The organism is Promicromonospora kroppenstedtii (assembly GCF_044389675.1).
Classification (GTDB): domain Bacteria; phylum Actinomycetota; class Actinomycetes; order Actinomycetales; family Cellulomonadaceae; genus Promicromonospora; species Promicromonospora kroppenstedtii.
The window spans coordinates 224,519-251,433 of sequence record NZ_JBIRYI010000003.1; the positions used below are offsets into that span (position 1 = coordinate 224,519).

Annotated in this window: 17 protein-coding genes; 6 read left to right on the forward strand and 11 right to left on the reverse strand. The window is 72.5% G+C overall.

The features are described 5' to 3' along the window. Positions 1-11: 11 nt before the first annotated feature. Together ACH47X_RS06710 and ACH47X_RS06715 are read right to left on the reverse strand one after the other, a co-directional pair. Entirely contained in the window at positions 12-1,781 is a 1,770-nt protein-coding gene (locus ACH47X_RS06710; RefSeq protein WP_397402616.1) for a copper resistance CopC/CopD family protein, read from the reverse strand. Next, positions 1,778-2,488, reverse strand: coding sequence for a YcnI family protein (locus ACH47X_RS06715; protein ID WP_397402618.1), 711 nt, complete (start codon positions 2,486-2,488; stop codon positions 1,778-1,780). The genes ACH47X_RS06710 and ACH47X_RS06715 overlap by 4 nt, the downstream gene beginning before the upstream one ends. 185 nt (positions 2,489-2,673) lie before the next feature. Here ACH47X_RS06715 and ACH47X_RS06720 point away from each other — a divergent pair, with 185 nt between their 5' ends. After that, positions 2,674-2,898: a tautomerase family protein gene (locus ACH47X_RS06720; protein ID WP_036970004.1), complete on the forward strand. Its 225-nt coding sequence runs from the start codon at positions 2,674-2,676 to the stop codon at positions 2,896-2,898. 126 nt (positions 2,899-3,024) lie between these two features. Here the strand turns inward: ACH47X_RS06720 and ACH47X_RS06725 are convergent, their stop codons facing one another. From ACH47X_RS06725 to kduI, 8 genes are all read right to left on the reverse strand, one after another. Beyond that, positions 3,025-8,784 carry a LamG-like jellyroll fold domain-containing protein gene (locus tag ACH47X_RS06725; RefSeq protein WP_397402621.1) on the reverse strand — a complete coding sequence of 1,920 codons (5,760 nt, stop codon included), beginning with the start codon at positions 8,782-8,784 and terminating at the stop codon, positions 3,025-3,027. Between the two features lie 137 nt (positions 8,785-8,921). Beyond that, complete coding sequence (locus ACH47X_RS06730) at positions 8,922-10,412, reverse strand: aldehyde dehydrogenase family protein (RefSeq protein ID WP_397402623.1); 1,491 nt, start codon at positions 10,410-10,412, stop codon at positions 8,922-8,924. Positions 10,413-10,494: 82 nt separating this feature from the next. Beyond that, the gene (locus tag ACH47X_RS06735; RefSeq protein WP_142036994.1) at positions 10,495-11,499 is read right to left on the reverse strand and encodes an ABC transporter permease; all 1,005 of its coding nucleotides are present in this window, start codon (positions 11,497-11,499) and stop codon (positions 10,495-10,497) included. Positions 11,500-11,501: 2 nt separating this feature from the next. Further along, positions 11,502-13,064, reverse strand: a complete 1,563-nt coding sequence (locus ACH47X_RS06740; RefSeq protein WP_397402626.1) for a sugar ABC transporter ATP-binding protein — start codon at positions 13,062-13,064, stop codon at positions 11,502-11,504. After that, the gene (locus ACH47X_RS06745; RefSeq protein ID WP_036969994.1) at positions 13,061-14,008 is read right to left on the reverse strand and encodes an ABC transporter permease; all 948 of its coding nucleotides are present in this window, start codon (positions 14,006-14,008) and stop codon (positions 13,061-13,063) included. The genes ACH47X_RS06740 and ACH47X_RS06745 overlap by 4 nt, the downstream gene beginning before the upstream one ends. An 80-nt stretch (positions 14,009-14,088) precedes the next feature. Beyond that, complete coding sequence (locus ACH47X_RS06750; protein ID WP_397402629.1) at positions 14,089-15,192, reverse strand: sugar ABC transporter substrate-binding protein; 1,104 nt, start codon at positions 15,190-15,192, stop codon at positions 14,089-14,091. A 62-nt stretch (positions 15,193-15,254) separates the two neighbouring features. After that, positions 15,255-16,013, reverse strand: coding sequence for a 2-dehydro-3-deoxy-D-gluconate 5-dehydrogenase KduD (kduD, locus tag ACH47X_RS06755; RefSeq protein WP_397402631.1), 759 nt, complete (start codon positions 16,011-16,013; stop codon positions 15,255-15,257). Further along, complete coding sequence (kduI, locus tag ACH47X_RS06760; protein ID WP_397402633.1) at positions 16,010-16,828, reverse strand: 5-dehydro-4-deoxy-D-glucuronate isomerase; 819 nt, start codon at positions 16,826-16,828, stop codon at positions 16,010-16,012. The genes kduD and kduI overlap by 4 nt, the downstream gene beginning before the upstream one ends. Before the next feature lie 212 nt (positions 16,829-17,040). Here kduI and ACH47X_RS06765 point away from each other — a divergent pair, with 212 nt between their 5' ends. From ACH47X_RS06765 to ACH47X_RS06785, 5 genes are all read left to right on the forward strand, one after another. Beyond that, complete coding sequence (locus ACH47X_RS06765) at positions 17,041-17,838, forward strand: IclR family transcriptional regulator (protein WP_397402635.1); 798 nt, start codon at positions 17,041-17,043, stop codon at positions 17,836-17,838. 215 nt (positions 17,839-18,053) lie between these two features. After that, the gene (locus ACH47X_RS06770; RefSeq protein WP_397402637.1) at positions 18,054-18,920 is read left to right on the forward strand and encodes a prephenate dehydrogenase; all 867 of its coding nucleotides are present in this window, start codon (positions 18,054-18,056) and stop codon (positions 18,918-18,920) included. Beyond that, positions 18,917-22,306 carry a TIR domain-containing protein gene (locus ACH47X_RS06775; protein WP_397402639.1) on the forward strand — a complete coding sequence of 1,130 codons (3,390 nt, stop codon included), beginning with the start codon at positions 18,917-18,919 and terminating at the stop codon, positions 22,304-22,306. The genes ACH47X_RS06770 and ACH47X_RS06775 overlap by 4 nt, the downstream gene beginning before the upstream one ends. Positions 22,307-22,362: 56 nt before the next feature. After that, entirely contained in the window at positions 22,363-23,214 is an 852-nt protein-coding gene (locus ACH47X_RS06780) for a prephenate dehydratase (RefSeq protein ID WP_397402641.1), read from the forward strand. Positions 23,215-23,241: 27 nt separating this feature from the next. Further along, on the forward strand, positions 23,242-23,766 hold the full coding sequence (locus tag ACH47X_RS06785) for a 2'-5' RNA ligase family protein (protein WP_397402643.1): 525 nt from the start codon (positions 23,242-23,244) through the stop codon (positions 23,764-23,766). 180 nt (positions 23,767-23,946) lie between these two features. Here the strand turns inward: ACH47X_RS06785 and ACH47X_RS06790 are convergent, their stop codons facing one another. Next, positions 23,947-26,727, reverse strand: a complete 2,781-nt coding sequence (locus ACH47X_RS06790; protein WP_397402645.1) for a hypothetical protein — start codon at positions 26,725-26,727, stop codon at positions 23,947-23,949. Positions 26,728-26,915 lie beyond the last annotated feature (188 nt).

The window sequence follows — 26,915 nt, forward strand, 5'->3', positions numbered from 1 at the left end:
TGGCCAGACCCTCAGGAACCGTCCGGCACCCGGAAGGCCACCGTCCGCACCGGGTTGTCGAACTCCGTGGTGCGCAGCGACACCTGCACCTCCCACTCCCCCGTGGTCGGCAGCACGACGTCGCCCGCGTAGACCCCCGGCCCGAGCGAGCTGAGCGACAACTCGCCGAGTTCCACCTCGTCGGACGCCAGGCTCATCCGCGGGGCCTCGAAGCCCTCCGCGGGCTCCCCCGCCGGGTCGGTCATCTCGATGGTGAGCGTGGCCGGCCCGACGGCGACCGGGTCCAGGGTGATCCGCGCCGAGATGTCGTCCAGGCGCACCGACTCGGTGGCGCTCTCACCGCGGCCCTCGGCCGCGACCGCCGACGCCGTCTCGGGGCTCCGGTCCACCAGGAAGCCGGTGACCGCCAGCACGACGACCAGCACGCCCGCCTCCGCGAGCGCCGTCCGGACCAGGGGTGTGGCCGAGGCCGCACGGTCGGTGCGGGCGGGCGCCGACCGGCCGCGAGATACCGCACCGCCGCGGGACGCCTTGCGCCCGCGGGGCGGGGGCGGGCGGGTGGGCTCGGGCTGCGCCGCCGCCTCGCGGAACCTCGGCAGCAGCGCGTACCGGTTCCACGCGGCGATGCCGATCGCGACCAGGGCGGCGAGCACCTTGACCAGCAGCAGGGCGCCGTAGCCGGAGTCGAGCAGGGCCGCCCAGCTCCCGGAGATCCGCCACGCCAGCACGGTCCCCGCGACCACCAGCACCGCGAGCAGCCCGGCCGCCCAGGTGGAGAACGCGCCGAGCACGACGGCGCCGTGCTCGCCGCGCGCGAGGTCGCCCAGGACCAGGGAGATCGCCACCAGGCCGCCCAGCCAGAGGGACCCGGCGGCCAGGTGCAGCACGTCCACGCCAAGCACGAGCGCCTCGGGCGTCGCGGCCCGCGTGTGCCCGGTGAACGCGGGCGCGGTGACGGCCAGCGCGCAGCCGGCCAGCACCAGCGCGACCCGCCCCCGGCCGGGGGCGGACGCCGGGAGCGCGCACCCGGCCAGGGTGAGTCCCACGACGACGACGGCCGGCACCGCGTACTCGGCCGCCGCGAGCGCCGTCCAGGTGTCGCCGTCGGCGAGTGCGGAGGCCGGGAGGCCGAGCTGGTAGAGCGCGACCAGCGGCACGGCGACCGCCCAGCCGAGCGCGCCGATGCCGGCCGCCACGCGGGCGACGGGCCGCAGCCGGGCGCGCGAGCGGTCGGCTGCGGCGTCGCGCGGGAGGAACAGCACCGCGAAGGCGGCCAGCCCGGCGGTCAGGAGCAGGCCCGCGTAGCCCACGCCGCGGACGACGCCGAGCAGGGCGGGTGCCTCGGTCCCGGCGTCGGCCCCGGTCCCGGTCCCGGGTACGTCGACGACGTCGCTGGGTGCGCCGACCGCGAAGCTCAGCGAGCCGCCGATCGGGTGGCCGTCCTCGGACACGAGGCGCCAGACGACCACGAGGGTGCCGTCGGCGACCTTCTCGTCGAGATCGACGAGCAGCCTTGAGGCGCGGACCGTGGCCGTGGAGGCCACCTCGGTACCCGTCGCGTCGAACACCTTGATACCGGCGGGCACCCCGATCACGGACTCGTTGAAGGTGAACGTGACCCGCTCGGGGGCGGTCTCGAGCACCGCGCCCTGGGCCGGGTCGGTACTGATGAGAGTGGCGTGGGCCGAGACGGTGCCGGCCGGGCCCACCAGGAGGGCGGCCAGGACGGTGAGCAGGAGCAGCCAGCCCCCGGCGCGCCGGCCGGCGTCGGCGAGGCTCATGGGTTCCGACGGCGGCGGAGCAGGACGGCGCCGCCCACCAGCGCGCCCGCGACCAGCAGAGCGGCCGCGCCGTAGGTGACCAGGGGGTTGCGACCGGAGTCGGCGTCGGCGGGGGCGGCGGCGGCGGGTGCGGCGGCAGTCTCGGCCTCGAGGGGCTCGGCGACCGCACTGGCCTCGGCCGCGGGCTCGTCCTCAACCTCTGCCTCGCCCGACCCTCCGCTCTTCCCCTCCGTCACGACCAGCACCGGCGCCGGCCGCTCCAGGTCGTCGTGCCCCTCGGCGTGCTCGGCGACCTCGGTCCAGGCGGCCTCGCCCACCTCGCACCGCTGGACGACCGGGAACACGAGGGTCGCCCCGTCGTCGTCGGGCAGGCGCACGGAGAAGGCGACCTCGGCGTGCTCGCCGTCCGGCAGCGGGGTGTCCGTGCTGTAGGTGAGGCCGTCCCCGGTCTGGTCGACCGCCCAGCGGTCCGTGCCGGAGGCGCGCACGTCCGTGACCTCCTCGGGCATCCGGATGATGATCGCGGTGGTCGCGGACTCGGCACAGCCGTGGGGGATCTCGACCCGGAGCTCGGCCGTGGCGCCCGCCGCGGTGGTGGACGGCGTGATGGTCACGTGCGCGGACGCGGTCACGGTCCCGATCACCACCAGGCCGGCGGCCGCGAGCGAGGACAGGGTGACCCGCCGGACGGCGGTCTTGCGATTCATGGCGACTCCATCGTCGAGTTGGGCGATACCAAATCAGCCCGCCGAACCACTGTCAAGAGTGTGAACTGAGGGCCCGAAACCGTGGACGTTCACCCACCGCACCGCGTACGGTGGTTCACGTCACCGAACCAAGGTCGCTCCCGTGAACTGTGTCCCGGCAGAGCGCCCGCCACCGGAGGGAAGCCATGCCCAACATCACCGTCGAGCTGCTGCGCGGTCGCACCGTCGAGCAGCGTCGTGACTTCGCCAAGGCCGTGGCCGACAGCGCGGTCGAGATCCTGGGCGCCCGCCGCCAGGACGTCCGCATGGTCTTCAGCGAGATCACGCCCGACATCGTCGCCAACGGCGGCGTGCTCGCCAGCGAGGACGAGAGCCGGGCGGGCGTCGTCGCCACGTTCGCCGACGACTGACGGCTGGTTCCTTTCGAGGCCTAAGTTTCTTCGCTTTGAGCTGGCTCAAAGCGAAGAAACTTAGGCCTCGAAAGGGAGGAGCGGGCCGGGCCCGGGGAGACGTGTCTCCCCGGGCCCGGCCCCTTTCTACTTCACCCTGACCGTCACCCTGGTCTCGGCCGCGAGCGCGAGCTCGCTGCCGAGGTAGGACGCCGTGAGCGTCAGGTCCTTCCCCTTGGGCTGGTTCACCTCGAACCGGGCGAGCCCGTCCTCGATGTCCCCGGTCAGCGTCTGGCCGTCCTTGACCGCGATGCGCACCTGCCCCGTCACCGGGACCTCGTGCGCGGCCGTGAAGGACACGTCGACGACGACCTTCTTGCCCGACTTCTTCGCCGCGATCTCCATGGTCGGCACCACCTTGTCGACCACGACCCGTACCTTCGAGGACGCGGGCTGGTGGTCGGCGTCGCCCCCGTACCGCAGGGTGAGGTCGTACACGCCCGGGCGGATCGTGCCCACCGGCAGGACGAGGGTCGCCCGTCCGTCCGCGACCGTGCCGCTCGCCAGCGCCGTGGTGCCATCGCTCAGCTCGACCGTGCCCGTGGCCGTGTCCGGGGAGACCGCCACCGAGACGGTGCCCGCCGTGCCGTAGGTGATCGGCAGGGCGACACCCGCCACGGCCGTCACCTTGGGCGACCTCACCGTAATGGTCACCGTGGCCGGCGCAGACGTCGCCGTGCCGTCGGACGCCTTGTAGGTGAAGACGTCCTTGCCGGAGAACCCGTCGTCGGAGACGTAGGTGAACGAACCGTCCGCCTCCAGGGTGACCCGGCCGTTGGCGGGCTGCGTCACCGCGGTGGCGGTGAGCACGTTGCCGTCCTCGTCGGTGTCGTTGGCCAGGACGCCCGGCGCCGGGAGCGTCAGGGGCTGACCACCCACTGCCGCGTAGGCGTCGGCGCCCGCCACCGGCGCCGTGTTGACCGGCGGCTGCTCCCCCTCCTCCACGGTGATGGTCACCGTCGTCGCCGCGGACGTCGCGGCGCCGTCGGAGGCCTGGTAGGTGAACGTGTCCGTGCCGAAGAACCCGCTGTCCGGCGTGTAGGTGAAGGACCCGTTCGCCGCCAGCTCGACGTCGCCGTGGGCCGGCTGCGTGAGCCCGGTCGCCGTCAGGTCGTCCCCGTCGAGGTCGGTGTCGTTGGCCAGGACCCCCGGCGCCGCCACCGTCAGAGGCTCGTCCTCGACGGTGCCGTAGGCGTCGGCGGCGCCGACCGGGGCCGTGTTGGCCGCGGTGCCGGCGTGCAGGTCACCGACCTGCTCGGCGGTGAGCTCGTAACCGAACATCCGGAAGTCGTCGACCAGGCCGTCCCAGCGGGCGTCGGGCCAGCTGGTACCGCCGATGAGGTTGGCCGTCGTCTGCCCGCCCACGCCGACGTCGCCGATGGTGACGGTGAAGTCGTCGCGTGTCGCCTGGAGCTCGCCGTCGAAGTAGATCTTCCCGACGGAGCCGCTCTGGGTGAACACGACGTGCGTCCACTCGTTCAGCGGCAGGTCGTTGCCCTGGCCCAGCACCAGACGTTCCTGGGCGCTGCCCGGGGTGCCCGGCGCCTTGAAGGTCGCCGCGAAGCCGGTGGCGCCGCTCGTCTGGGTGTTGGACTGGAGCAGGAAGAACGTGTCGGTGCTGCTGCCGATCTGCAGCAGCGGCACCCACGTGGGCAGGGCGTCCGGCCGGGCCCAGATGGAGACGCTGAACTCGTCCTCCATCCCCGCCTCGATGTTGTCCGGCAGCCTGACCTGGTTGCCCGTGCCCGACGCGCCGCCCGGCAGGTCGACCGCCGAGCCGAACCGTCCGGCCGGGTTCCAGCCCGCCGAACCGCCGAGGGTGGCCGCCCCGACCGAGCTGTCCAGCCCGGTGTTGGCCGCCGTGCTGCCCTGACCCTCGTCGAACCTGTAGTGGATCGGCGTACCCGTACCTGGCGGTGGCCGCTCGACCGTGTGCTCCACGGTCCGCGCGGAGTCGCGCCACCCGTCGTCGGCCACGAAGCGGACCTGCACCTCGTGGCCGCCCGGGGACAGCGCCACGTCCGTGAAGCGCACCGCGCCGTCGGTCAGGTCGACCTGACCGCCCACGCGGGCGCCGTCGACCCACAGCTCCGCGACGCCCGCGGGTGCCGCGCCGGTCTCGTCCTTGACGGTGGCCGAGACGTCGACCGGCTCGCCGAACGGCGACGGGGAGCCCGGCTCGACCGCGACCGTGGTGGTCGTGGCGAGCGCGCTGCCGTCGGCGTACAAGGCCTCGATGTCGGCGTCACCGAGCGCGGAGGTGTAGACCCGGACGTCGTCCATCAGGCCGTCGTAGGCCGGGTCCGGGAACCCGTTGCGGCCCAGCCAGTTGTTCGCCGTCGGACCGACGTCGGTCATGTCGATCGTCAGGTCGTCGCGCGACGCGATGGCCTCACCGTTGAGGTAGAGCGTGCCGGTCGCACCCTGGCGGGTGAACGCGACGTGGTTCCACTCGTCGACGGCCACGTCCCGGGTGGGCGTGGCGTAGACCCGCTCCTCCAGGGCCGCGCCCTTGGCCTTGAACGTCGCGGCCAGACCCGTGCCGCCGGCGGCGGCGTTGGTCTGCATCTGGATCTGGAAGAAGCTGCCCGCCCCCGCCAGCCCGTCACCGATGTGGAACAGGCCGGTCCAGCCCGTCCGCACGTCGGGGCGCACCCAGAACGAGGTGGTGAAGGCCTCCTCGCCCTGCAGCAGGTTGTCGGGCAGGTCCACCGCGTTGGCGTTGTCACCGCCGGCCAGGTCGAGCGCGTCGCCGAACACGCCGTTCTCGCTCCACCCGGTCGTGCCCGTGAGCGCCGCGGCGCCCACCGAGTCGTCCGTGCCGGTGTTCGCGGCCCGCGTGCCGGTGCCCTCCTCGAACTCGTAGTGCACGGGGACGTCGCCGGCGCCGGGGTCGGAGCCCACGATCACCAGGTCGTCGATCATGACGCCCGCGCCGGAGTCCCCGGCCGCGAGGGTCAGGTCCTGCGACCGGGCCCCTGCGGTGAAGGTGCCGACGTACGTGCCGAACGTGCTCTGCGACGACAGGTCTGGCCCCGCGGAGAGAGTGGTGGACAGGTCACCGACCGACAGGTCCGCCGTGCCCGGGGCGGTACCGGCGGACCGGCTGTCGCGGGCGTAGCGCAGCGAGACGCGGTACTCGCGGCCCGGGTCGAGACCCTTGACCGTACGCGTCAGGTCGCCCTCGGTGCCGACGGCGAGGTGGTAGCCCGTCAGGCCGAGCCCGCCCTGGCTGGACGCCGCCGCGCGGACGAGCTGGACGTCGCCGTCCACCTCCCACGGGGACATCCGGCCGTTGCCGGGCGCCACGTCGACGACAGCCGGCGGGTTGGCGGACCGCCACTCGGCCGGCAGGCGCGGGTACTCGATCTGGTCGACCAGGTGCGGGGCCCGGGCGTCCATCGCGACCTCGGGGTCGATCTGGACGATGTCGGCCACCGAGGGTGTGCCGTCCTCGTCGAAGACGAAGAGCATGTACGCGCCGGGCGGGGCGTAGGTGCCGTCGACCGGGGTCTCGATGGTCAGGTCGTCGCCCGTCTGGGCGAACGCCAGGTCCTGGAAGTTCTGGTCGTTGTTGAACCCGTGCGTCACGGAGCCGTTGCGGACCAGGGTGACGCGCGAGACCTCGCCGTCGGCCTGGACGCCGAACGTGCCGTCGTAGCCGACCTTCTTCGGGACGCCCGTGACCTGGGGACGCACGGCCGGCTCGTCGCCGTCGAACAGGTACGCCGGCGAGTAGAACTCGACGTCCGTGTAGTTGCGCGGGCCCGGCGTGCCGCCGCCGCCCACCATCACGCGGCCGTCCGGCAGGAGCAGCGCGGTCGAGTGGTACAGGCGGGCGTGCTCGTACGGCACGTCGATCGTGGTCCACTCGCCCGTCTCCGGGTCCCAGATCTCGGCCGTGGTGACGTAGCCACCGTTGCCGTTGTTGTCCCGGGAGCCGCCGGTGACGATGACGTCGCCGTCGGGCAGCACCGTGGACGTGGCCCAGTGCCGGGCATACTGCATCGGCTCCGTCTTCTCGACCACCGGCGCGTCCGTGCCGCCCGTGATGTCCACGGTGAAGCCGGCGCGGGCGCCGTCCGGACCGCCGCCGTTGGCCCACCAGCCACCGCCGACCTGCAGGATCTTGCCGGGCCGGTACATGGTCGCCGTCGACGTGGCGCCGACCGGGTTGCCGAGGCCGCCCTGGTTGGCGACGTCCGCGGGCAGGGTGCCCCGCAGGGTCACCTCGCCGTCACCCGACGGGTCGAGCTCGTACATCTGGGTGCCGGTGATGTTGAAGACGTTGCCGTTGCCCGGCGCGACGAACGCGCGCGGGTACCACCAGCGGTTCTCGTCGGGCCCGTTGCCGTTCCCGCCGTCGCCGTAGGCCGCCGCGCTCGTGGCGCCCTCCAGCAGCTTCCAGGAGCTGCCCTCGTCCGGCGTGTAGAGCTCCGGCGTCAGCACGCCGGGACCGCCCGGGCCGCCCTTGAGGCTGCCGCCCTGCACCACGACGGAGCCGTCGGGCAGGGTGGTGCCCGTGGGGTACCAGCGCGGGTAGTTCATCGGGGCCTCGTTGCGCAGCCCTTGGTTGGTCGTGTAGCTGGTGACGCCGATCGCGGCGTCGTTGGGCGCGTTGCCGCCCAGGCCGTCGTCACCGCCGACCGTCATCGTGGCGCGCCGGTGCGGCATCTGCACCTGCATCGAGCAGAACAGGTCGGTGTACGTCGAGTTCGTCACGATGCCGTCGTTCACGTTGGCGGTCGTGCGTTCCTCGGCCGGGTCCCAGACGTCGATCTCCATCTGGCCGCCCTGCACGACGCACGAGTTGCCGCCGAAGTCGTAGGGCGTGTTGTCGGTGCAGCCCGACGACACGCTGCCGAACGACTGGACCTTGCCGTCCGACGTCAGCGCCGCGTTGATCGGCACCAGCGGCCACGGCGTGACGCCGCTCCAGGCCCCGTTCTCCGCCTTGTCGGGCGGCGAGCAGTCGGCCGGGAGCAGGCCCGCGGTGTAGGCCAGCCCGTTCTTCATCTGGGTGCGGATCGGGGCCTCGGCATATGCCGTGCCCTCGTGGCCCATCCCGGAGTACCACGACCGGCCCTCGTCGATCTCCTGGCACCAGGTGATCGGGTGGTTCGTGCCGTTGTTGCCCCCGCCGTACGACGACTCGTCGGCGTTGAGCAGGGTGCGCACGTTCGGCGCCGGGTTGACCAGCCAGTCGTACCACTCGTCGCTGCGGGTGAACTCGGCCGGCAGCCCCTGGGTCAGCGGGTGCGAGGCGTCCTTGACGACCACACGGCCCGGGCGGACCGCGGGGTTCTCGGGGTGACCCTCGGAGACCGCACCGACCAGGCGGGCGTAGAACGGGTTGACGTCGTGCTCGCTCTGGCCGACCGACCAGCCGGCGTAGTGCAGGCCGAGGTACCCGCCGCCACCGCGGATGTACCCCTCCAGTGCTGCGCGCTGGTCCACGTTGAACAGCACACCACCGGTCTGCGCGAAGGCGACCGTGTCCTTGGTCGCGAGGTTCGCCGCGGTGAACGCGGCTGGGTCGTCCGTCTCCTGGATCTCGACCGGCTGGTCGTACTCGACGCCCAGGTCCGTCACGAGGTCGCGGACGGCCTGGCGGGCCTGGACGTGCGACGCGTGGAAGTTGGACTTGTAGAAGAGCAGGACGCGCAGCACGCCGTCGTCGACGGACCCGGCCGCGGCCTGCGCGGCGGGGGTCGGCGCGGCCTGGGCGACGCCGCCCGTGAGCGGCGCGGCGACCCCCAGGGCGACCAGCATGGCCGCCAGTCGTATCGGGGCCCGGCGCAGGCGGCGCGCGCCGCGCCGCCGGTCAGGTCTGCGTAGCAGGTTCATCTTTGATCCCTTTTCGCACGTGGTTGATGGACATGAGGGCAGGCCGGGACGGCCGAACCCCGCACGGGGTCGGCCGCCCCGGAGCTGCTCCCCGGTGGTGCGTCTTGCGTTCAGTGCCCCCTGGGACTCAGGCCCGGTCAGCGCAGCTCGGCGATCACCGTCTTGAGCTCCGTGTAGTCGTCCAGGCCGAACGAGCCGAGCTCGCGGCCCCAGCCGGACTGCTTGAAGCCGCCCCGCGGGAGGGTGACGTCGTCGGCGTGCCAGGTGTTGAGCCAGACCGTGCCCGCGCGCAGGCGGCCGCCCACGCGGTGGGCCGTGCCGAGGTCCTTGGACCAGACGCCCGCGGCCAGGCCGTAGACGGTGTTGTTGGCCGCGGCCACGACCTCGTCCTCGGTGTCGAACGGGATGGCGGTGATGACGGGCCCGAAGATCTCGTCGGTCTGCACGGCCATCTGCTCGGTGACGTCGGTGATGAGGGTCGGGGAGAAGAAGTAGCCGCGGTCGGCGGCCGGGTCGGGGCTGCCCGCGGCGATCGTGGCGCCGTCGGCCACCGCGCCCCGCACGTAGCCCATGACCTTCTCGTGCTGCTCCTGCGAGACCAGCGGGCCCATCGTGGTGGCCGGGTCGAACGCGTCGCCCACCTTGATGGCCTTGGCCGCCGCGGCGACGCCCTCGATGACCTGGTCGAACACCTCGCGCTGGACGTACAGGCGCGAGCCGTTGACGCAGCACTGGCCCTCGTTGAAGTAGCCGGCCAGCGCGGCGCCGGCGATCGCGGCGTCCAGGTCGGCGTCGGCGAAGATGATGTTGGGTGCCTTGCCGCCCAGCTCGAGCGACACCTTCTTGAGGTTTCGTGAGGCGCCCGCGGCGATCTTCTTGCCCACCTCGGTGCTGCCGGTGAAGGCGACCTTGTCGACGCCCGCGTGGTCCACCAGGGCGGCGCCCGCGTCGCCGAACCCCGGCAGCACGTTGACGACACCGGCGGGGACGCCGGCCTCCAGCAGCAGCTCGCCGAGCCGCAGCGCGGTGAGCGGGGTCTGCTCGGCCGGCTTGAGCACCACGGTGTTGCCTGCCGTGATCGACGGGATGATCTTGAAGGCGGCCATCGTCAGCGGGAAGTTCCACGGCACGATGCCGGCGACGACGCCGATGGCCTCGCGCCGCGTGTAGGCGTGGAAGTCGCGGCCGGGCACCGACATCGGGATGGTGGTGCCCTCCATCTTGGTGGCCCACCCGGCGAAGTACCGGAACAGCTCGGCGGCCACGCCGACGTCGCCGCGCGCGGACGCGAGGGACTTGCCGTTGTCCAGCGACTCGAGCTGCGCGAACTCCTCGGTGCGCTCGTCGATCATGTCGCCGATACGCCACAGCAGGTGGGAGCGGTCGCGCGGCGTCATCCTCGACCAGGGCGAACCGTGCTCGAAGGCGTTGCGGGCCGCGGTGACCGCCCGGTCGGCGTCGACCGCGGAGGCCTGGGCCACCTGGACGAGGACCTCCTCGGTCGCGGGATTGACCGTCGCGAAGGTCTGGCCGTCCTTGGCGTCCACCCACTCGCCGTCGATCAGGAGCTGCTTGGGCGAGGACAGGAACTTCGAGACGGCGGGCAGGAGAAGGGAGTTCTCGGACATGGGGAACCTTCCGTGGTGTCGGGGTCCGGGTATCGGGCGTCGGGTCGGTCGTGGGCTGGGCCGGCGTTGCTCGGCGATCGGGCTACTTGATGATCAGCACCTTCGATCGGTCCAGGGTGAGCGCGACGGCGGCGACGATGATCGCGCCGTACAGGATCTGCTCGTAGGCCGACGGGACGCCGACGATCGGCAGCCCCACGCGCAGCAGGGTCACCACGAGCGCCCCGGCGAGGCTGCGCCACAGCGAGCCGTGGCCGCCGGTGATGGCCGTGCCGCCCACCACGATGGCCGCCACCGCGGGGAGCAGCAGGTTGTCCGCCATGGTCGGGCTGCCGCTGAAGTTGCGGGAGACCAGCATGACGGCGGCCAGGCCCGCGCACGCGCCGGAGAGGGTGAACGCGGCGACCTTGACCAGGTCGACGGGCGCACCGCCCAGCCGGGCCGCGGACTCGGAGTAGCCCGTGGCGCGGACCCAGCTCCCGAGCGGGGTGAGCGCGAGCGCCAGCGAGACCACGAGCACGACGACCAGCGCGACGACGAACGACATCGGCACCACGCCCGCGACGTAGAGCGTGAGCCAGTGGGTGGCGTCCCGGTCGGCCACCCGGATGGGGCCGGCGTCGGAGATCACCAGGGCGATCGCGGTGAAGATGCTCATGCCGCCGAGGGTGACGATGAACGACGGGATGCGCAGCAGCACGTGGGCGACACCCTGCAGGGCCCCGATCGCCCCGGTGGCCGCGATGATCGCGAGGGTGGTGAGCCCGCCGAGGTCGGGCAGCCACAGCGCGAAGAAGACCGTGGCCAGGGAGCAGAGCGCGGCGATCGACAGGTCGATGCCGCCGCACAGGACCACCAGGGTGGCACCGGCCGCCAGCACGACGAGCGGCGCCGAGGTGCGGACGGCGGCCGTGAGGCTGTTCAGGCTCAGGAAGCCGGGGTCGGCGACGGTGAGCGCGGCCAGCAGCACCACGAGCGCGATGACCGGCATGAACGACGTCAGGCGCTGCCCCGTGGTGGGGCGGGCCTTGGCCGTGGGCTCGGCGGCGGGCTCGGGGGCCGGCTTGGCGAGGACGGGCGTGGACATGGTCAGACCATCTCCTTGACGAGGTCGAGCGGGGTCGGCTTGGCCCCGGCAGGGGCGGCGACCTCCTTGGTCGCGCGGCCGTCGCTCATCACGACGATCCGGTCGGACATGCCGATCGCCTCCTCGAGGCTGTCGGCCAGCAGCACGGTGGCGACGCCGCTGTTGGCGAGCTCGCGCATCAGCCGGTACACCTCGGAGCGCGCCCCGACGTCGAGGCCGCGGGTCGGGTGGTCGAGCAGCAGCAGGCGGACGTCGCCGGCCACCAGCCAGCGCGCCAGCACCACCTTCTGCTGGTTGCCGCCCGACAGCCGCTGGATGGCGGTGCCCCGGTGCGGGGTGCGGATCGAGAGGCGCTCGATCCAGGTGTCCACGAGCGTGGCCTGCTTGCCGGGCCGCACCAGCGGGCCGGAGCAGCGCGCGTGCTGCTTGGTCAGGGTCATGTTGTCGGCGACCGACATCGGGCCGACCATGCCCTCGGTCTTGCGCTCGGCGGGCACGTAGCCGACGCCGGCGGCGCATGCCGCGCGGGTGCCGGACAGGTCGAGCTTCCTGCCGTCGAGCACGACCTCGCCCGCGACGGTGGCCTCGGCGCCGAACAGCGCACGGCACACGTCCTCGCGCCCGGAGCCGTGCACGCCGACGATGCCGACGATCTCCCCCGCGTGCACGTCGAGGTCGACGTCGCGGAAGGTCTTGCCGGTCAGGCCGCGCACCACGAGCCGGGGTCGGCGGGGCTCGTCGGAGCGCTCGGCGGCGCCGTCGTGGTAGTGGTCCTCGGAGCCGGTGGCGCCGATCATCATGCGGTGCAGCTCCGCGGGTGCGGCGTCCGCGGCGGGCACCTCGCCCACCGACTTGCCGCCGCGCAGCACGGCGACCCGGTCGCAGACGTCGAGCACCTCGTCGAGGCGGTGCGAGACGAAGACGACGGACGCGAACTCGCGCAGCCGGCGCACCTGGGTGAACAGGGTGTCGATCTCCTTGGCCTCCAGCACCGAGGTGGGCTCGTCGAGGATGATCACCGGCGGGTGCGCGGTGCGCTCCTCGATACGGAGCACCTTGGCGATCTCGACCATCTGGCGGTCGGCGAACGACAGGCTGTCGGTCCGGGCCAGCGGGTCGATGTGTGACCCGATCTTGTCGAGCTGCTCCTGCGCGAGGCGACGCATGGTGCCCCAACGGTAGATGCCGCGGCGCACGCCCGGGCCCTCGCTGCCCAGCACGATGTTCTCGGCGGCGGTGAGGTTGGGCACGAGCGACTGCTCCTGGAACACCATGCCGAGGCCGTGGTCGGCGGCGTCGACGACGCTGCGCAGGCGCACCCGCTCGCCACGCACCCAGATCTCGCCGGCGTCCGGCCGGACCAGGCCGACCAGCGCCTTGAGCAGGGTGGACTTGCCGGCGCCGTTCTCGCCGGCCAGCCCCAGCACCTCGTGCTGGCGCACGACGAGGTCGACGCCGTCGAGCGCCTTGACGCCCGGGTAGTGCTTGACCAGGCCGCGCACCTCGAGGGCGGGCGGGGACCCCGGCGCGCGCGGCCCGGGTTCGGTCTGCAGGTCGGTTGTCACTTGGTCACCTGGTTCCTACGACGCTGTGGGATGACGGCGGCCGCGACGGCCGCGACGACGATGAGGCCCTGCACGCCGCCCTGCCAGTAGGGGCTCACCCCGACCTGGACGAGGCCGTTGGTCAGGACGGTCACCAGCAGGACGCCGACGGCGGAGTGCAGGATGCCGCCGCGTCCACCGGTGAGCAGGGTGCCGCCCACCACGGCGGCGGTGATGGCGGAGAAGTCGTAGCCGCGGCCCGCCTGGACCAGACCGGCGCCGAGCTGGCTGGTGACCAGCACGCCGGCCAGCCCGTAGAACGCGCCGGCCATGGTGAAGACCGCGACCTTGTACGGCGCGACCCGCACCCCGGAAAGGGCCAGCACCTCCTCGGCGCCGCCGATCGCGAAGGCGTAGCGGCCCAGACGCGAGTACCGCTGCACCAGCCAGCCGAGCAGCACGCAGGCGACGGCGATCCAGGTCAGCCGCGCCAGGCCGAGAAACCGCTCGACGGCCCAGCCCTCGAGCATCGGGTCGGTGATGTTGGGCTGCACGCCCGCGAACAGCAGGGTCGCGACGCCCAGCCCGACGGCGGAGACACCGAGGGTGGCCATGAACGACGGCACCTTGAGCACCACGAGGGCCAGCCCGCTGAGGCAGCCGAGCGCGGCGGCCAGCAGCACCGCGACGGCGACCCCGATCAGGCCGAGGTCGTTGTCGTTGCGGTTGTTGGCGACCAGGAGGGCGACCGTGATGGCGGACGCCCCCATGATCCCGGGTGCGGAGAGGTCGATGGAGCCGGTCATCAGCACGAAGCTGATGCCGCAGGTCACCACGGCGAGGACCGCCGCCGCGTCGAGGACGTTCTGCACGTTGGAGATCGTCCGGAAGTCGGGGCTCAGGACCGCGAAGATCCCGAACACGACGACCAGTGCGATCGGCGGGCCCGCGTCCCGCAGGGACACCCCCCGCCGAGGCCGGGGGCGCGGTGCGGGCACGACGTCGGTGTCGGCTCCTGCGCCAGCTTCAGTGGGGGGTGCCATGGTCACGAGATCGCGCCCTGCGACCGGCTGAAGAGGTTGTCGCAGGCGAAGTCGTCCTCGCTGACCTCCGGGGAGACGAAGTCGGCGACGTTGTCCTGTGTGATGAGGAACTGCTCGGCGAACCAGGCGCGGTCCTCGCCGGCGATGTCCTCGGCGGCGAGCTCACCCGTGGCCACGCAGTAGCCGATGGCGAGGCCGATGCCGCCCTGCCACGGGCCGTCGCTCGAGACGGTGGCCGTCATGGTGCCGTCCTCGATGGCCGTCAGGGCGTCCGGGACGGCGTCGATGCCGACCACGGCCACGTCGTCACGGCCGGCCTGCTGCAGCGCCTCGAGCGCGCCGAGCGCCATGTCGTCGTTGGCGGCCCAGATGCCCTTGACGTCGTCGCCGTGCTTGGTCAGCAGCGTCTTGGTCACCTCGAGGGCCTCGGCACGCGAGAAGTTGGCGGTCTGGTCGTCGAGCAGCTCGACGTCGGGGTTGGCGGCCAGCGACTCCTCGAGCCCGGCGAACCGGTCCTTGGCGGCACCGGTGTCGAGGATGCCCTGCAGCGCGACGATGCCGCCCGACCCGCCGATGGCCTCGGCCAGCGCGTCGCCGATCTGCTTGCCCGACTCGACGCCGTCGTAGGTGATGTGGGACAGCCAGTGGTCGTAGTCGGCCACGTTCAGGTCCGCCGGCTTGTTCCACTGGGTGACGAGGTAGGCGCCCGCGTCCTGGGCACCCTCGACGATGGGCGGGGTGTCGGAGTCGCCGTTGGGCAGGATGTTCATGACGAGGCACTCGGTGTCGCCCGCGAGGAGCTGGCTGATCTGCTCCTGCTGGCGCGTCGAGTCGCCGTCGTAGGTGAGCCGCTCCTGCGTGAGGCCGACCTGCTCGGCGAAGGCGTCGCCGCCGTCGAGCCACGAGGCCTCGTAGGGGTTGGACTCGTTGCGCACCTGGCCCACCAGGGTCACGTCCGCGGGGTCGCAGGCCCCGGCCTCGGCGCTGCCACCGCCGCCGCTCCCCGCGGCGGTCTCGGTGCAGCCGGTCAGTGCGCCGGCCGCCAGCAGGACGCCGACGACGGCGGCCGTGTGGCGAGCGCCAGTGTGTCGAGAGGTGAACTCCATTGTCTTTTCCTCGATCTCGTTCGGTGCCGGGATCCGGCTCTGTGATGCGGAACTGCTGTGGGTCAGCGCGCCAGCCAGCCGCCGTCCACGGCCAGGACGTGGCCGTTGACGTAGTCGGCGGCGGGCGAGCTGAGGAAGACGGCTGCTCCGGCGATGTCCTCGGCGGTACCCCAGCGCCCGGCCGGGATGCGTTCGAGGATGGAGCGGGAGCGATCCGCGTCCTCGCGGAGCGCCGTGGTGTTGTCGGTGACCATGTAGCCCGGGGCGATGGCGTTGACCTGGACGCCGTGCGGCCCCCACTCGTTGGCCAACGCCTTGGTCACCCCGGCGACGCCGTGCTTGCTCGCGGCGTACGACACCACCCGCAGGCCGCCCTGGAAGGACAGCAGGCTGGCGATGCTGACGACCTTGCCGTGGCCGCGTTCGACCATCGGCCGGCCGAGCTGCTGGGTGAGGAAGAAGAGCCCGTTCAGGTTGACGTCGAGCACCTGTTGCCAGGCCTCACGGCCGACGTCCACGGAGTCCTCGCGGTCGATGACGCCGGCGTTGTTGACCAGCACGTCGATCTGCCGCGAGCCGGCCAGCTCGGTGCCGACCCGCTCGACGGCGTCCAGGTCGCTCACGTCGAGGTCGACGACGTCGGCCTCGCCGCCCTGCGCGAGGACCAGGTCGCGCGTGGCGTCCTGGTTGCCGGGCCGGCCGATCAGCACGACGTCGGCCCCCGCGCGGGACAGGCCGAGCGCGACCGCCTGCCCGAGGCCGCGGCCCGCGCCGGTCACCGCAGCGCACCGGCCGGTCAGGTCGAAGGGCGAGGTCGTCACAGGTCGTCCACCGCCACGGGGCTGAGGTCGGTGTAGACGTTGTTCTCGCCCGCCATGGCCCAGATGAAGGCGTACGAGCCGGTGCCGGCCCCGGCGTGGATGGACCACGGCGGGGAGATGACGGCCTCGCGGTTGCGGAGCACCAGGTGGCGGGTCTCGCCGGGCTTGCCCATGAAGTGGAAGACGCGGTCGCTCTCGTCGAGGTCCACGTAGCAGTAGATCTCGGTGCGGCGGTCGTGCAGGTGCGGCGGGAACGTGTTCCACACCGAGCCGCTGGCGATGACCGTGACCCCGAACTGGAGCTGAGCGGTCTTGACGTCCTGGCCCCACACGTACCGGAAGAGGTTGCGCTCGTTGGCCGCTGCGGCCGAGCCCAGCGCGACCGGCTCGACCTCGCTGTGCCGCAGCACCTGCGTCGGGTAGGCGGTGTGCGCCGGCGCGGACACGAAGTAGTAGGCGGCGTCGGTGCCGACGAAGGTGACCTCGCTCCCCCGGCCGACGAACAGGCCGTCGAGGTGCTCCAGCTCGAACTTCTCGCCGTCGACGACGACGTGGCCGGCGCCGCCCACGTTGATAACGCCGAGCTCGCGGCCCTCGAGGTGGCTGTCGGTGCCGAGCACGTCCGTCCAGGCCGGGAGGCCGACCTCGCCGTCGGCCGGGACGGCCCCGCCGACGAGCAGCCGGTCGTCGTGGGTGTACGTGCCCCGGGCCTCGCCGCTGACGAAGAGGTCTGAGACGAGGAAGCTCTCCCGCAGGTCCGCGGTAGTTGCCGTCTCCGCGCTGGCGGGAGATGTCGAGTATCGAACCTGGATCACGTAGCTGCCCCTCGGTCGGTCTGGCGAATCGCGTTCGTCTGTGAACTGCGTTCGTCTATGTGAACTGGTCCGAAGATAGACGTGACCCGGGTCACGGGTCAAGGGGCGGAAACCTGTCCATGTATGCGAACTCGCGGTACTGTCGTATTCACCCCCGGGTCAGTTCCCGGGGTACCCACACGTACGACCGGCAGGACCAGAGGAGAGCGTTGATGCAGCTGCAGAAGGAGTTCCAGACGACCGGCACCACGGAGACCGGTCCGGTGAAGTCGGCGGCGCGCGCCCTGGACCTGCTCGACGACATAGCCGCGAACGGCCCCGGAACCCAGCTGCAGCTCTCGACGCGCCTCAGCATCCCGAAGAGCAGCCTGCACGCGCTGCTGCGCACCATGACCGACCGGGGCTGGCTGCAGACCGACCCGACCGGCACCGTCTACCAGCTCGGCATCCACTCCCTCGTCGTCAGCTCCGCCTACCTGGACGGCGACCCCGTGCTGGCCCGCGCCACGGCCGTGCTCGACGAGGTGGCCGCCGCCACGCAGGAGACGGTGCACCTGGGCCGCCTCGACGGCGCCGACGTCATCTACACCGCCAAGCGCGAGTCCGTGCACCCGCTGCGCATGCACTCCGCCGTCGGACGCCGCCTCCCGGCGTACGCCACGTCGCTGGGGCGTGCCCTGCTCGCGGAGATGCCGGCCGAGTCCCGGGGCGAGCTGGTGCCCGAGTCGATCGCCGCGATCACGCCGAACACCACCACCGACAAGGCCGCCGTGCTGGAGATCATCGACCGCGCGGCCTACCAGGGCTACGCGACCGAGAGCGAGGAGTCGTGCATGGGCGTGCGCTGCTTCGGCGTGGCCCTCCCGTTCAGCAACCACGCCGTGGACGCCATGAGCGTCGCGGTGCCGATCAGCAGGCTCGGCGACGGTCGCGAGGACCTCATCATCGAGACCCTGCTCAGCGTGCGGTCGCGGCTGGCGGCGGTGCAGGGCAACAGCATGGTGCGCTGAGCGGGTACGCCGAACGGTGCGCTGAGCGGTGCGGCCCGCGGGGGCGCCGACGACGCCCCCGCCGCGCCGCTCCCGTGTACGCTCCTGCAGCATGGAGTCCGGCCTCGCGCCGGGGGTCCGCGGCACTCTGACCTGCATCTGGACTGCATCTGGACTGCATCAGGGCTGCCTTCGAACTGCACCTGACCCTGCACCGCGAGCGCGAGGAGCACTCCGTGACCGACGGCATGAAGACGGCCGGCGTGCTCGGCCTGGGGTTCATGGGCGCCTCGCTCGGCGCGGCACTGCGCGGGGCGAGCGGCATCGGGCGGGTCGTCGGCTACGACAGCTCCGCCGACGCACGGGCCCAGGCGCTCGACAACGCGCACGTCGACGAGGTGCTGGACAGCGCCGCCGACGTCGCACGCGCGGCGGACCTGCTCGTGCTGTGCACGCCGGTGCAGCAGATCATCACCTACCTGACCGAGCTCGGCCCGCTCCTGCGCCCCGGCACGGTCGTGCTGGACATCGGCAGCACCAAGTCGGCGGTCACCGAGGCGATGGACAAGCTCCTGCCCGACGACGTCGTGCCGATCGGCGGGCACCCGATGACAGGTCCCGCCACCGCGGGCACCGACAGCCCCACGGCGCGGATCTTCGCCGGCCGCGTCTTCCTGCTCACCCCCACGCTGCGCACCGATCCCGCCGTGACCCGGTGGTGCACCGGCCTGCTGGAGGAGATCGGCGCCCGGGTCGAGGTGCTGGAGCCCGCGCGGCACGACCGGCTCGTCGCCGTCGTCAGCCACCTGCCCCGGATCCTGCCCCTGCCGCTGCTCGAGCTCGCGGACAAGGACCCCGACCCGATGCTCGCCGAGCTGCCGGCGGGCGGCTTCCGCGAGAGCACACGGAAGGCCACGGAGAACATCGACATGTGGGCGGACGTACTGGTCACGAACACCGACCACGTCGTCGAGGCCCTCCGGCGCTACGCGCGCGAGGTCGAGCTGGTGGCCGACCGCGTGGCCGAGAGCGACCCCGCGGCCCTGCGTGAGCTGCTGACGACGGCGGCCGACCGCTGGACCACGCTCTTCGAGGCCGAATGACGAAGATCTTCATCTCGTACCGACGGGACGACACCCGCGACGAGAGCCTGCGGTACTACCGCCACCTGCGGGACCACTACCCGGCGGTGTTCCTCGACACGGAGGACGTCCCGCCCGCCACCGCGTTCCCCGACGTGCTCAGGGACGCGATCCGCGACGCCGACCTGGTGCTGGCCGTGATCGGCCCGCGCTGGGCGGGCGGCGACCGCATCGGCGACCCGGCGGACTTCGTGCGGCAGGAGATCGAGCACGCCCTCGACCACGGCAAACGGGTGCTGCCCGTACTGGTGCGGGGCGCCGGGCTCCCGGATCCGGACGGGCTCCCCGCGTCGCTCCGCCCGCTGACCGAGCGCCAGGCCGTGCCGGCCGACGGGGCCGACCTCGCCTGGCTCGTGCCGACGATCGAACGGTCGCTCGACCCCGCGCGGTGGGACGGTCCGGCCACGCTGTTCGCCGGACGGGTGCGCGCGCTGCTGGCGGCCGTGGGGGTCGACGTGTCGGGGATCGAGCGTGGCCCCTCCGGCGAGCCCTGGTTCCGGGCGACGTCGGCCGGCGACGTCGTCGGCTGGCCCGCCGGCACGGTGCGCGTCGGGTGCACGGTCGCCGAGCCCCGCACCTCCGCGGTGACCGGGCTGGCCGGCGCCGCCCGCACCACCGGCGCCGACCACGCCGTCCTGGTGGTCGACGACAAGGTCGACGCCGCGTCGCTCAGCCCGGGCACCTGGGGTGACGACGTCGAGGTGACGACGTTCCGGGGCCTCGCCGCGCGGCTCGCCCCGCTCGACCCGTACCTCGAGTGGCTGCGCGCCGAGCACGACCGGCGCATCGGGCGCGCCAGGTCGACGTTCGTGGACCTCGCCGCTGCCAAGTCCGATCGCCTGGAGGACGGGAGCGAGGTCTCCCGCTCGCCGCGCTCGTCGCTGGTCGGCTCGGTCGAACGGTGGACCGCGGACCAGAGCGGTACGCAGCTCGCGCTGCTCGGCGACTTCGGCAGCGGCAAGAGCTGGTTCTGCCTCGAGCTCGCGCACCGGCTGCTCCCCGACGCGACAGGGTCCGACGGCGGCGACGACGCAGCGGGACGCCTCCCCCTGCTCCTCGAGCTGCGGCACGTGCGCGCGCCGGACGACGTCGACCTGGCACCCGTCGCGGGGGCGGGCGCCCCGCAGGCCGGCGTCCGGCAGGACGCGGTCCGGGCGATCTTCGCGGACTTCTGCCGGCTGCACGGCCTGCACGACCAGGTGGCGGCAGTGCTGACCGAGCTGAACCGGCAGGGACTGCTCTTGCTCCTGTGCGACGGGTTCGACGAGATGCCGCGCGCCGCCCACGAGACGGTGACCCAGGCGTTCGAGCGGCTGCGCGCCCTCGCCGAACCGGCCAGCAAGGTCGTCATCACGTCGCGCACCCTCTACTTCCGCGACGTGCACGAGGAGTCGGAGGTGTTCCTCGGCGACCGCGGTCGCCGGTTCGACATCCTGTACCTGCGGGACTTCAGCACGGACCAGATCCGCGACATCCTCAGGGCGCGGTTCCCCGCCGACTGGGGACGGCGATGGAGCCTCATCACCGATACATACGGCCTGCTCGACCTCGTCCGCCGGCCGTTCGTCCTGGACATGGTGCTGGAGATCCTGCCGGCCATGCGCGGGCGGACCAGCGCGACGCTCGCCGAGCTGTACGACGTCTACACGCGCCGCTGGATCGAGGCGGTGGGCCGGGACCGGCCGCAGGCCATCTCCCCGCGGGAACGACGACCGCTGATGCAGCGGCTCGCCTGGACCATGTTCGAGCAGGACACGCTGGAGGTCCGCGTCGAGGCGATCGCCGAGATCGTCGGGGGCGAGAACTACGTGCGCATCCCGGGCCTCCTCGAGGCGATCGCGGCCGACCTCACCACGCAGTCCTACCTCCAGCGCGACTCGCACGGCCGCTACCAGTTCGCGCACAAGTCGTTCCTGGAGTTCTTCGTCGCGGACCGGCTCGCGACGGAGCTCGCGGCGGGCCGGTACGACCTGCTGGCGATCCGCCGCCTCTCCCCCGAGATCGTCGCGTTCCTCACGGGCAGGCCGCTGGACGCCCAGCGCCTCTACGACCACCTGGCGACCGTGCGCGGCCGGACCGACGACGCCTGCACCGCCGGGAACGTGCTCTCCCTGCTGCACGCGCTGCGGTTCCGGCTGTCGCGGCGTGACTTCTCCGGCCTCGTCATCGAGGGCGCCGACCTGAGCGGGGCGCACCTGCGGGGCTCGAGCTTCGCCGGCTCGACCGTGGTCTCGATGAACGTGACCGACGCCCAGCTCACCTCCACCGACTTCACGGACGTGACGTTCAAGGACCTGAACCTCGGCGTCCGCTCGTCGGGCAAGGGGGTGGCCGTCAGCCGCGCCGGGACGCGGGCGGTGACGCTCGGCGACAACAGCGTCAGCGTCCAGGACACCACGGGCACGGGCACCGAGCTGCACCGCCTGCGGGGTCCGTCGGACTCGCTGACCAGCGTCCAGCTCACCCTGGACGGCCGGACGGTCGCCGCGGGCAGCTTCGACCACACCGCCACGGTGTGGCGCACGGACGTGCCGGCCGACCACCCCTCCGCACGGCGGGTGCTCGAGGGGCACACCAACACGGTCTACGACGTCGCCTTCGACCCCGCCGGCCGGTACCTCTTCACGGCGGGGAGCGACTCCCTGGTCCGGGCCTGGTCCGTCGACGACGGCGCGGAGCTCAAGTCGGCGCGGGAGCACCGCGCCACGGTGTACTCGATCAACGCCGCACCCGACGGCGCCTGGCTCGCGACCGGCAGCTTCGACGCGACCGTGGGGCTCTGGCGGATCACGACCGACCCGTCCGACGGTCTCCAGCTGCGCTGCGTCGAGCGCTTCGAGGGGCACGGCAGCCTCGTCAACGGGGTGGCCTGGAGCCCGGACAGCCGCACCGTCGCGTCCGCGAGCAACGACGGGACGGTCCGCCTGTGGGACGTCGGGTCGCGTCGTGAGCGCGCCGTGCTCACCGGGCACCAGACCATCGTGTGGTCCGTCGCCTACAGCCCCGACGGCCGGCTGCTCGCCAGCGGGGACTCCGACGGCGTCGTCCGGATCTGGGACGTCTCGGACGACGACGCGGCGACCCCGGCGCTGGTCCGCCGGCTCGACGCGCACGAGGCGGCGGTCTGGAGCCTCGCCTTCCAGTGGCACGACGACGTCCTGGTCAGCGGCAGCCTCGACGGGTACGTGCGGTCCTGGAGCACGGTCGGCTGGGCCCGCCTGGACGAGCTCGCCCTGCAGAGCGACGCCAACCAGCGGATCAGCTGCCGGGGCATGCGGATCAGCGGTGCTGCGGGCCTGAGCCCGCTCCAGGAGCAGTTCTTGACGAAGATGGGCGCGCGGCGGTGACGCCGCGAGGTACGCACGCACCGCACGCACTCAGGCACGACGACACAGGAGGATCCGTGGCCATCGGTTATCTCGGCCCAGAAGGAACGTTCACGCACGCGGCGGCCCGGGAGCTGTGCCCCGGCACCGAGCTCGTGGCGCTGGCGACGCAGGCCCAGGCGATCGCCCAGGTCGAGGACGGCACGATCGACGGCGCCGTCGTGCCCGTGGACAACACGGTCAACGGCGTCGTGCTGCCGACGTGGGACTCGCTGCTGCTCACCACCGAGAGCCGCATCGTGGCCGACGTCCTCGTGCCGGTGACCTTCAACGCCTATGCCCTGGACGCCGACGTCGCGCCGGAGGTCGTGGCGAGCCACCCGCACGCCCTCGCGCAGTGCGCCAGGTACGTGGGCTCGCTCGGCGTGCCCAGCCGCGTCACCTCCTCGACCGCCGAGGCCTGCGCCTCGCTCGCGCCCGGCGAGGTCGCCATCGCGGCGCCCGTCTGCGCGGAGCTGTACCCCGTCGCGACCATCGCCACCGAGGTCGAGGACGGCGCCGGGGCGATCACCCAGTTCGGGCTCGTGACCCGCGACGACGTGCGGCCGACGACGGAGCGCTGGACGACCGTCTTCGCCGCCCTGCCGGAGCGGAACGCACCCGGCAGCCTCGCGGCGCTGCTCGGACCCCTGTCGGCCCTGGGCTGCAACCTCGAGAACATTGTCGCCCGGCCGGTGCGGGACAGCGTCGACTACGTGTTCCTGCTCTTCGTCGCCGACCTCGACGCCGACCGGGAGGCCGCCGCCCTGGAGTCGCTGGGCGCCCGCTGCTCCGGGCTCTCCGTCCTGGGCCGACTTGCGGCGACCAAGCCGTCGGGACCCGACGGCGCGTCCGGCGTGCCCGTCCGCCTGGCGTCCGTGGGGTCGTGACCCGGCACGACGGCCTAGGCTGACCTCGTGGCGCTGGCGATCTGCCTGCTGTTCGACAGGCCGACCGAGCGGGTCCTGCGACGGCTGTGGCAGCGGCTCGAGGACCAGGGCGTGCCCACTCTTGCCACGCACACCCACCGCCGGCACCTGCCCCACCTCTCCCTGGCGGTGCTGCGTTCCTGGGACCTGGACAAGGTGCGGGCCGCCGTCGAGGCCCTGCCGGACGCCGGGCCGACGCCGGTGCGGTTCGACGCCGTCGCCGCGTTCCGGCGCGGCCGGATGAGCCTGGTCCCGGCGGCCACGAGCGTGCTCACGGCGCGCCAGGAGCAGGTGGTCGAGGCGCTGGGCGCCACCGACGAGGAGCTGCACAAGCACTACGTGCCCGGCGTCTGGACGCCGCACGTCACCGTGGCGACGCGCGCCCGGCTGGACCAGACACCGCTGGTGCTGGAGGCGGTCTACGAGATCGTCCCCCTGACGGGCACGTTGTCCCGCGCCGCCCTGGTGGACGCGGGCACGGGCCTCGCGTACCCGCTGGCCAATGTCCCCTGAGCGCTGTCCCCTGAGCACTGTCCCCTGAGCAAGGGCTCCTGAGAATGCTCAGAACCTGAGGCCAGGACAACTGACATCGGTCGGTTGCCTTGAGACCGGTCAGTTGACCGACCGGTCTCAAGGCAACCGACCGAAGTCAATTTGTCGCCCCTGTCAGAACACCCTGTCAGAACACCCCGGTCAGGATCGGCCCGGGGTCAGGACGTCGACGCCGTCCAGGGTGAACGTGCCGCTGACCACCCGGACCGTGACCGTGTGGTTCCGGTTGCCCAGACCGCGCAGCCAGTAGGACGTCTCGCGCGTGCCCACCGGCCCGACCTGCACGGTCCGTGGGGCGGCGCCGTCGACGCTCACCTCCAGGGTCGCGGTGGCCGTGGCGCCGAACAGGTTGATCCCGGTGCCCCGGAACGGCACGGTCACCGACCGGCCCGCCGCGAGCACGTGCTGCGTGCGGTTGAAGTGGGCGTAGCCCGCCTGCGTGAACGTGAACCCGTCCGGGTACGACAGGCGCGGGTCGGCGTCGTCGATCTTCTCCGAGGCCCAGGCATGGTCCTGTACGGGGGTCACCGCGAGGTTGTCGTACCGCGTGTTGTAGAACCCGCTGGTCAGGGCGATCCGCCCGGCCAGCACCGGGTTGGCGGACGTGTCGGTGTAGCGCGTCAGGCGCACGCCGTCGAGCGTCGCGGTGACGACGTTCTCGCGCGCCTCGACCGCGAGCTCGTGCCACGCGGCGCCGTCGAACCCGGCCACCGTGCCCGACGCCACGACCCGGTCGAGCTTGCGGAGCTGCCAGCGGCCGTCCTCGTGCACGCGGACGGCGTAGGTGGCCTGGTCGCCGCCACGCGCGTACGTCTGCCGCACACCGAGACCCGCGAAGTTCTCCAGGCTCCCGTCCCGGTCCACGTCGTCGAGCCGGAAGTCCACGGCCGCCGCGTAGTCGGCCCAGCGGTGGTCGCCCAGCACGGTCGACGGCGACGCCGTCTGCAGCACGTCCTGCCGCCCGTTGCCCCACACGTTCCAGGTGAACCCACGGTTGTCCGCGTTGATCTGCTGCTGGAGCACGTGGCCCGTGCTCCGGTCGCCGCGGACCACCTCGAAGGCGCCGTCCTGGTCCGCCGTGTAGCGCGGCGTACCGCCGCGGCGCTCCAGGTAGGTCATCCGTTCTCCACCGACCTGGGTGACCGGGTACTCGTCGTACTCGAAGTCGTCGCGGTACGGCAGCGGGAGGATGGTGTCGGCCGCGTCGGGCGCGAGCTCGCCCGGCACGTACTCGTCCGTGGAGCCGGACACTCCGTGCGCGAGCGTCGACAGCGTGACGATCGAGTACGCCGGGACCTTGACGCGGTAGACGTCGTGCTCGACACCGTCGATCGTCTCGGTGCGGACCGGCTCGTAGACGCCCGTGTTCTGGAAGTAGTTCGCGTCGTACTCCTGGCCCGCGTCCGGCCCGCGCGTCTCCCACGCGTACAGCGGCCGGCCGGCGGGACCCAGGTCGGCCACCTTGACCTCGAAGTACCGGTCGGTGCGGGTGTTGTTCGCGTGCACCTGCGACCACTGCGGCTCACTGTCGGCACCGTCCTCGCCGTCGGCGGCCGCGGGCGTGCGGGCCGTGAGCACGGTGCGGGTCGAGGTGTCGACGTTCGTGCCGCCGTCACCCTTGGTGCCGTCGCCGCCCGTCGCGCCCTCGACATACTCCCAGCCGTCGCCGACGAACTGGTGGAAGTGCCGCACGGCCACCAGGCCGACGTCACCCTCCCAGTAGCCCGACCACGGGTCGGAGGCCCGGACCAGGTGCTTGGGCGAGTACTGCGTGCCCTCGTACATGGCGCTGACCGCGGGCTGGAACAGGAACGTGGTCATGTGCGCGGGGTCGGCGCCCGCGCCGCTCCAGCGGTAGGCGTTGATGAACCGGTCCGCGATGTCGGCGGCCGAGACCGTGCCCCCGACGCCGCCCCGGGACGGGTCCGCGGCGAGGCGGTACTGCGGGTCGATCATCGGCGCCACGCCCTCGGAGTACAGGATCTCCTTGCCGAACTCCTTGTTCAGCCGGGTCACGTTGGGGCCGCCCACGATGTCGTAGTGGTAGCCGAGGGCGTCGATCTGCTCCAGGGCGGCCGGGTCGGCCAGGATGCGGGCCGCGACGGCGTCGCCCTCCCGGTAGGAGTCCAGCGCCACGATCTTGATCTTCGAGTAGTCGTAGCGGGCGTCCGGTGCGGCGGCGTCCCGCTCCAGCCACTGCGCGAACCGAACCGTCCACGCCAGCTCGGCCGCCTGGTACGTGCTGCCCCGGACCTCGTTCTGCGAGGGGCTCATCCAGTCGAGCTCGACGCCGAAGGTGTCGTACGCGGCGTCGATGGTCTCCTTGTACCACTGGTAGCGCTTCACGGGGTCGTTGCCGGTCCAGGACGGCTCACCCCAGCGCAGCGCCTCGGTCTCGATGTCCGGGTTGATCGACAGCGCGTCGGCGATGAAGTGGAAGCCCGCCCCGCGCAGCACGTTCGCGGGCTCGTCGGCGCTGCGCTTGGTGGCGGGCTCGGCGCCCGACGACGAGTTGCTGTCGGCGCCGAGCTCCACCTTGATGTGCTTGAGCCCCGCGCCCGTCTCGGGGTCGAAGAGCATCCGCATGATGCGCCAGTACGCCTCGGGCTGCTCCTCCTTGTAGTCGAGCAGCAGGTTGGAGGTGTTGTTGCAGGACACCGACCCGAACCCACCGAACGTGTTGAACGCGGTGCCGTCGGCTCCGCGCTGCACGTCCTCGCCGTCGACCAGCAGCTCGCGCCAGTCGATGGTGGGGTCGTCGAGGCGGAGCACCGGGAGCGCCGGGGCGGCCGACGACGCCGTCGTGGTCGCCTCGCGCGGCGCGCTCGCGGTGGCCGACGGCGCCAGCAGACCGCCGGCGGTGAGGGCGAGGGCGGCGGCGACCGCGGTGGATCTGGCCGTGCGGCGGTGGGGACGTGGCATGGGGGCACTCTCCGTCGTCGTCGTTGACTGGTCCGGCACGCGAGGCGACGATCACCGATGATCGTTCGTGATCGGTTGGACCGACCATCCTCGCTGCGCTCCGGCCGAACGTAGGTCGCGGGGCGCGTCGAGGTCAACATTCTGATCGAAAGTGATCGGTTCGGCGGCCGCGGTCGACCCTGGCCGGA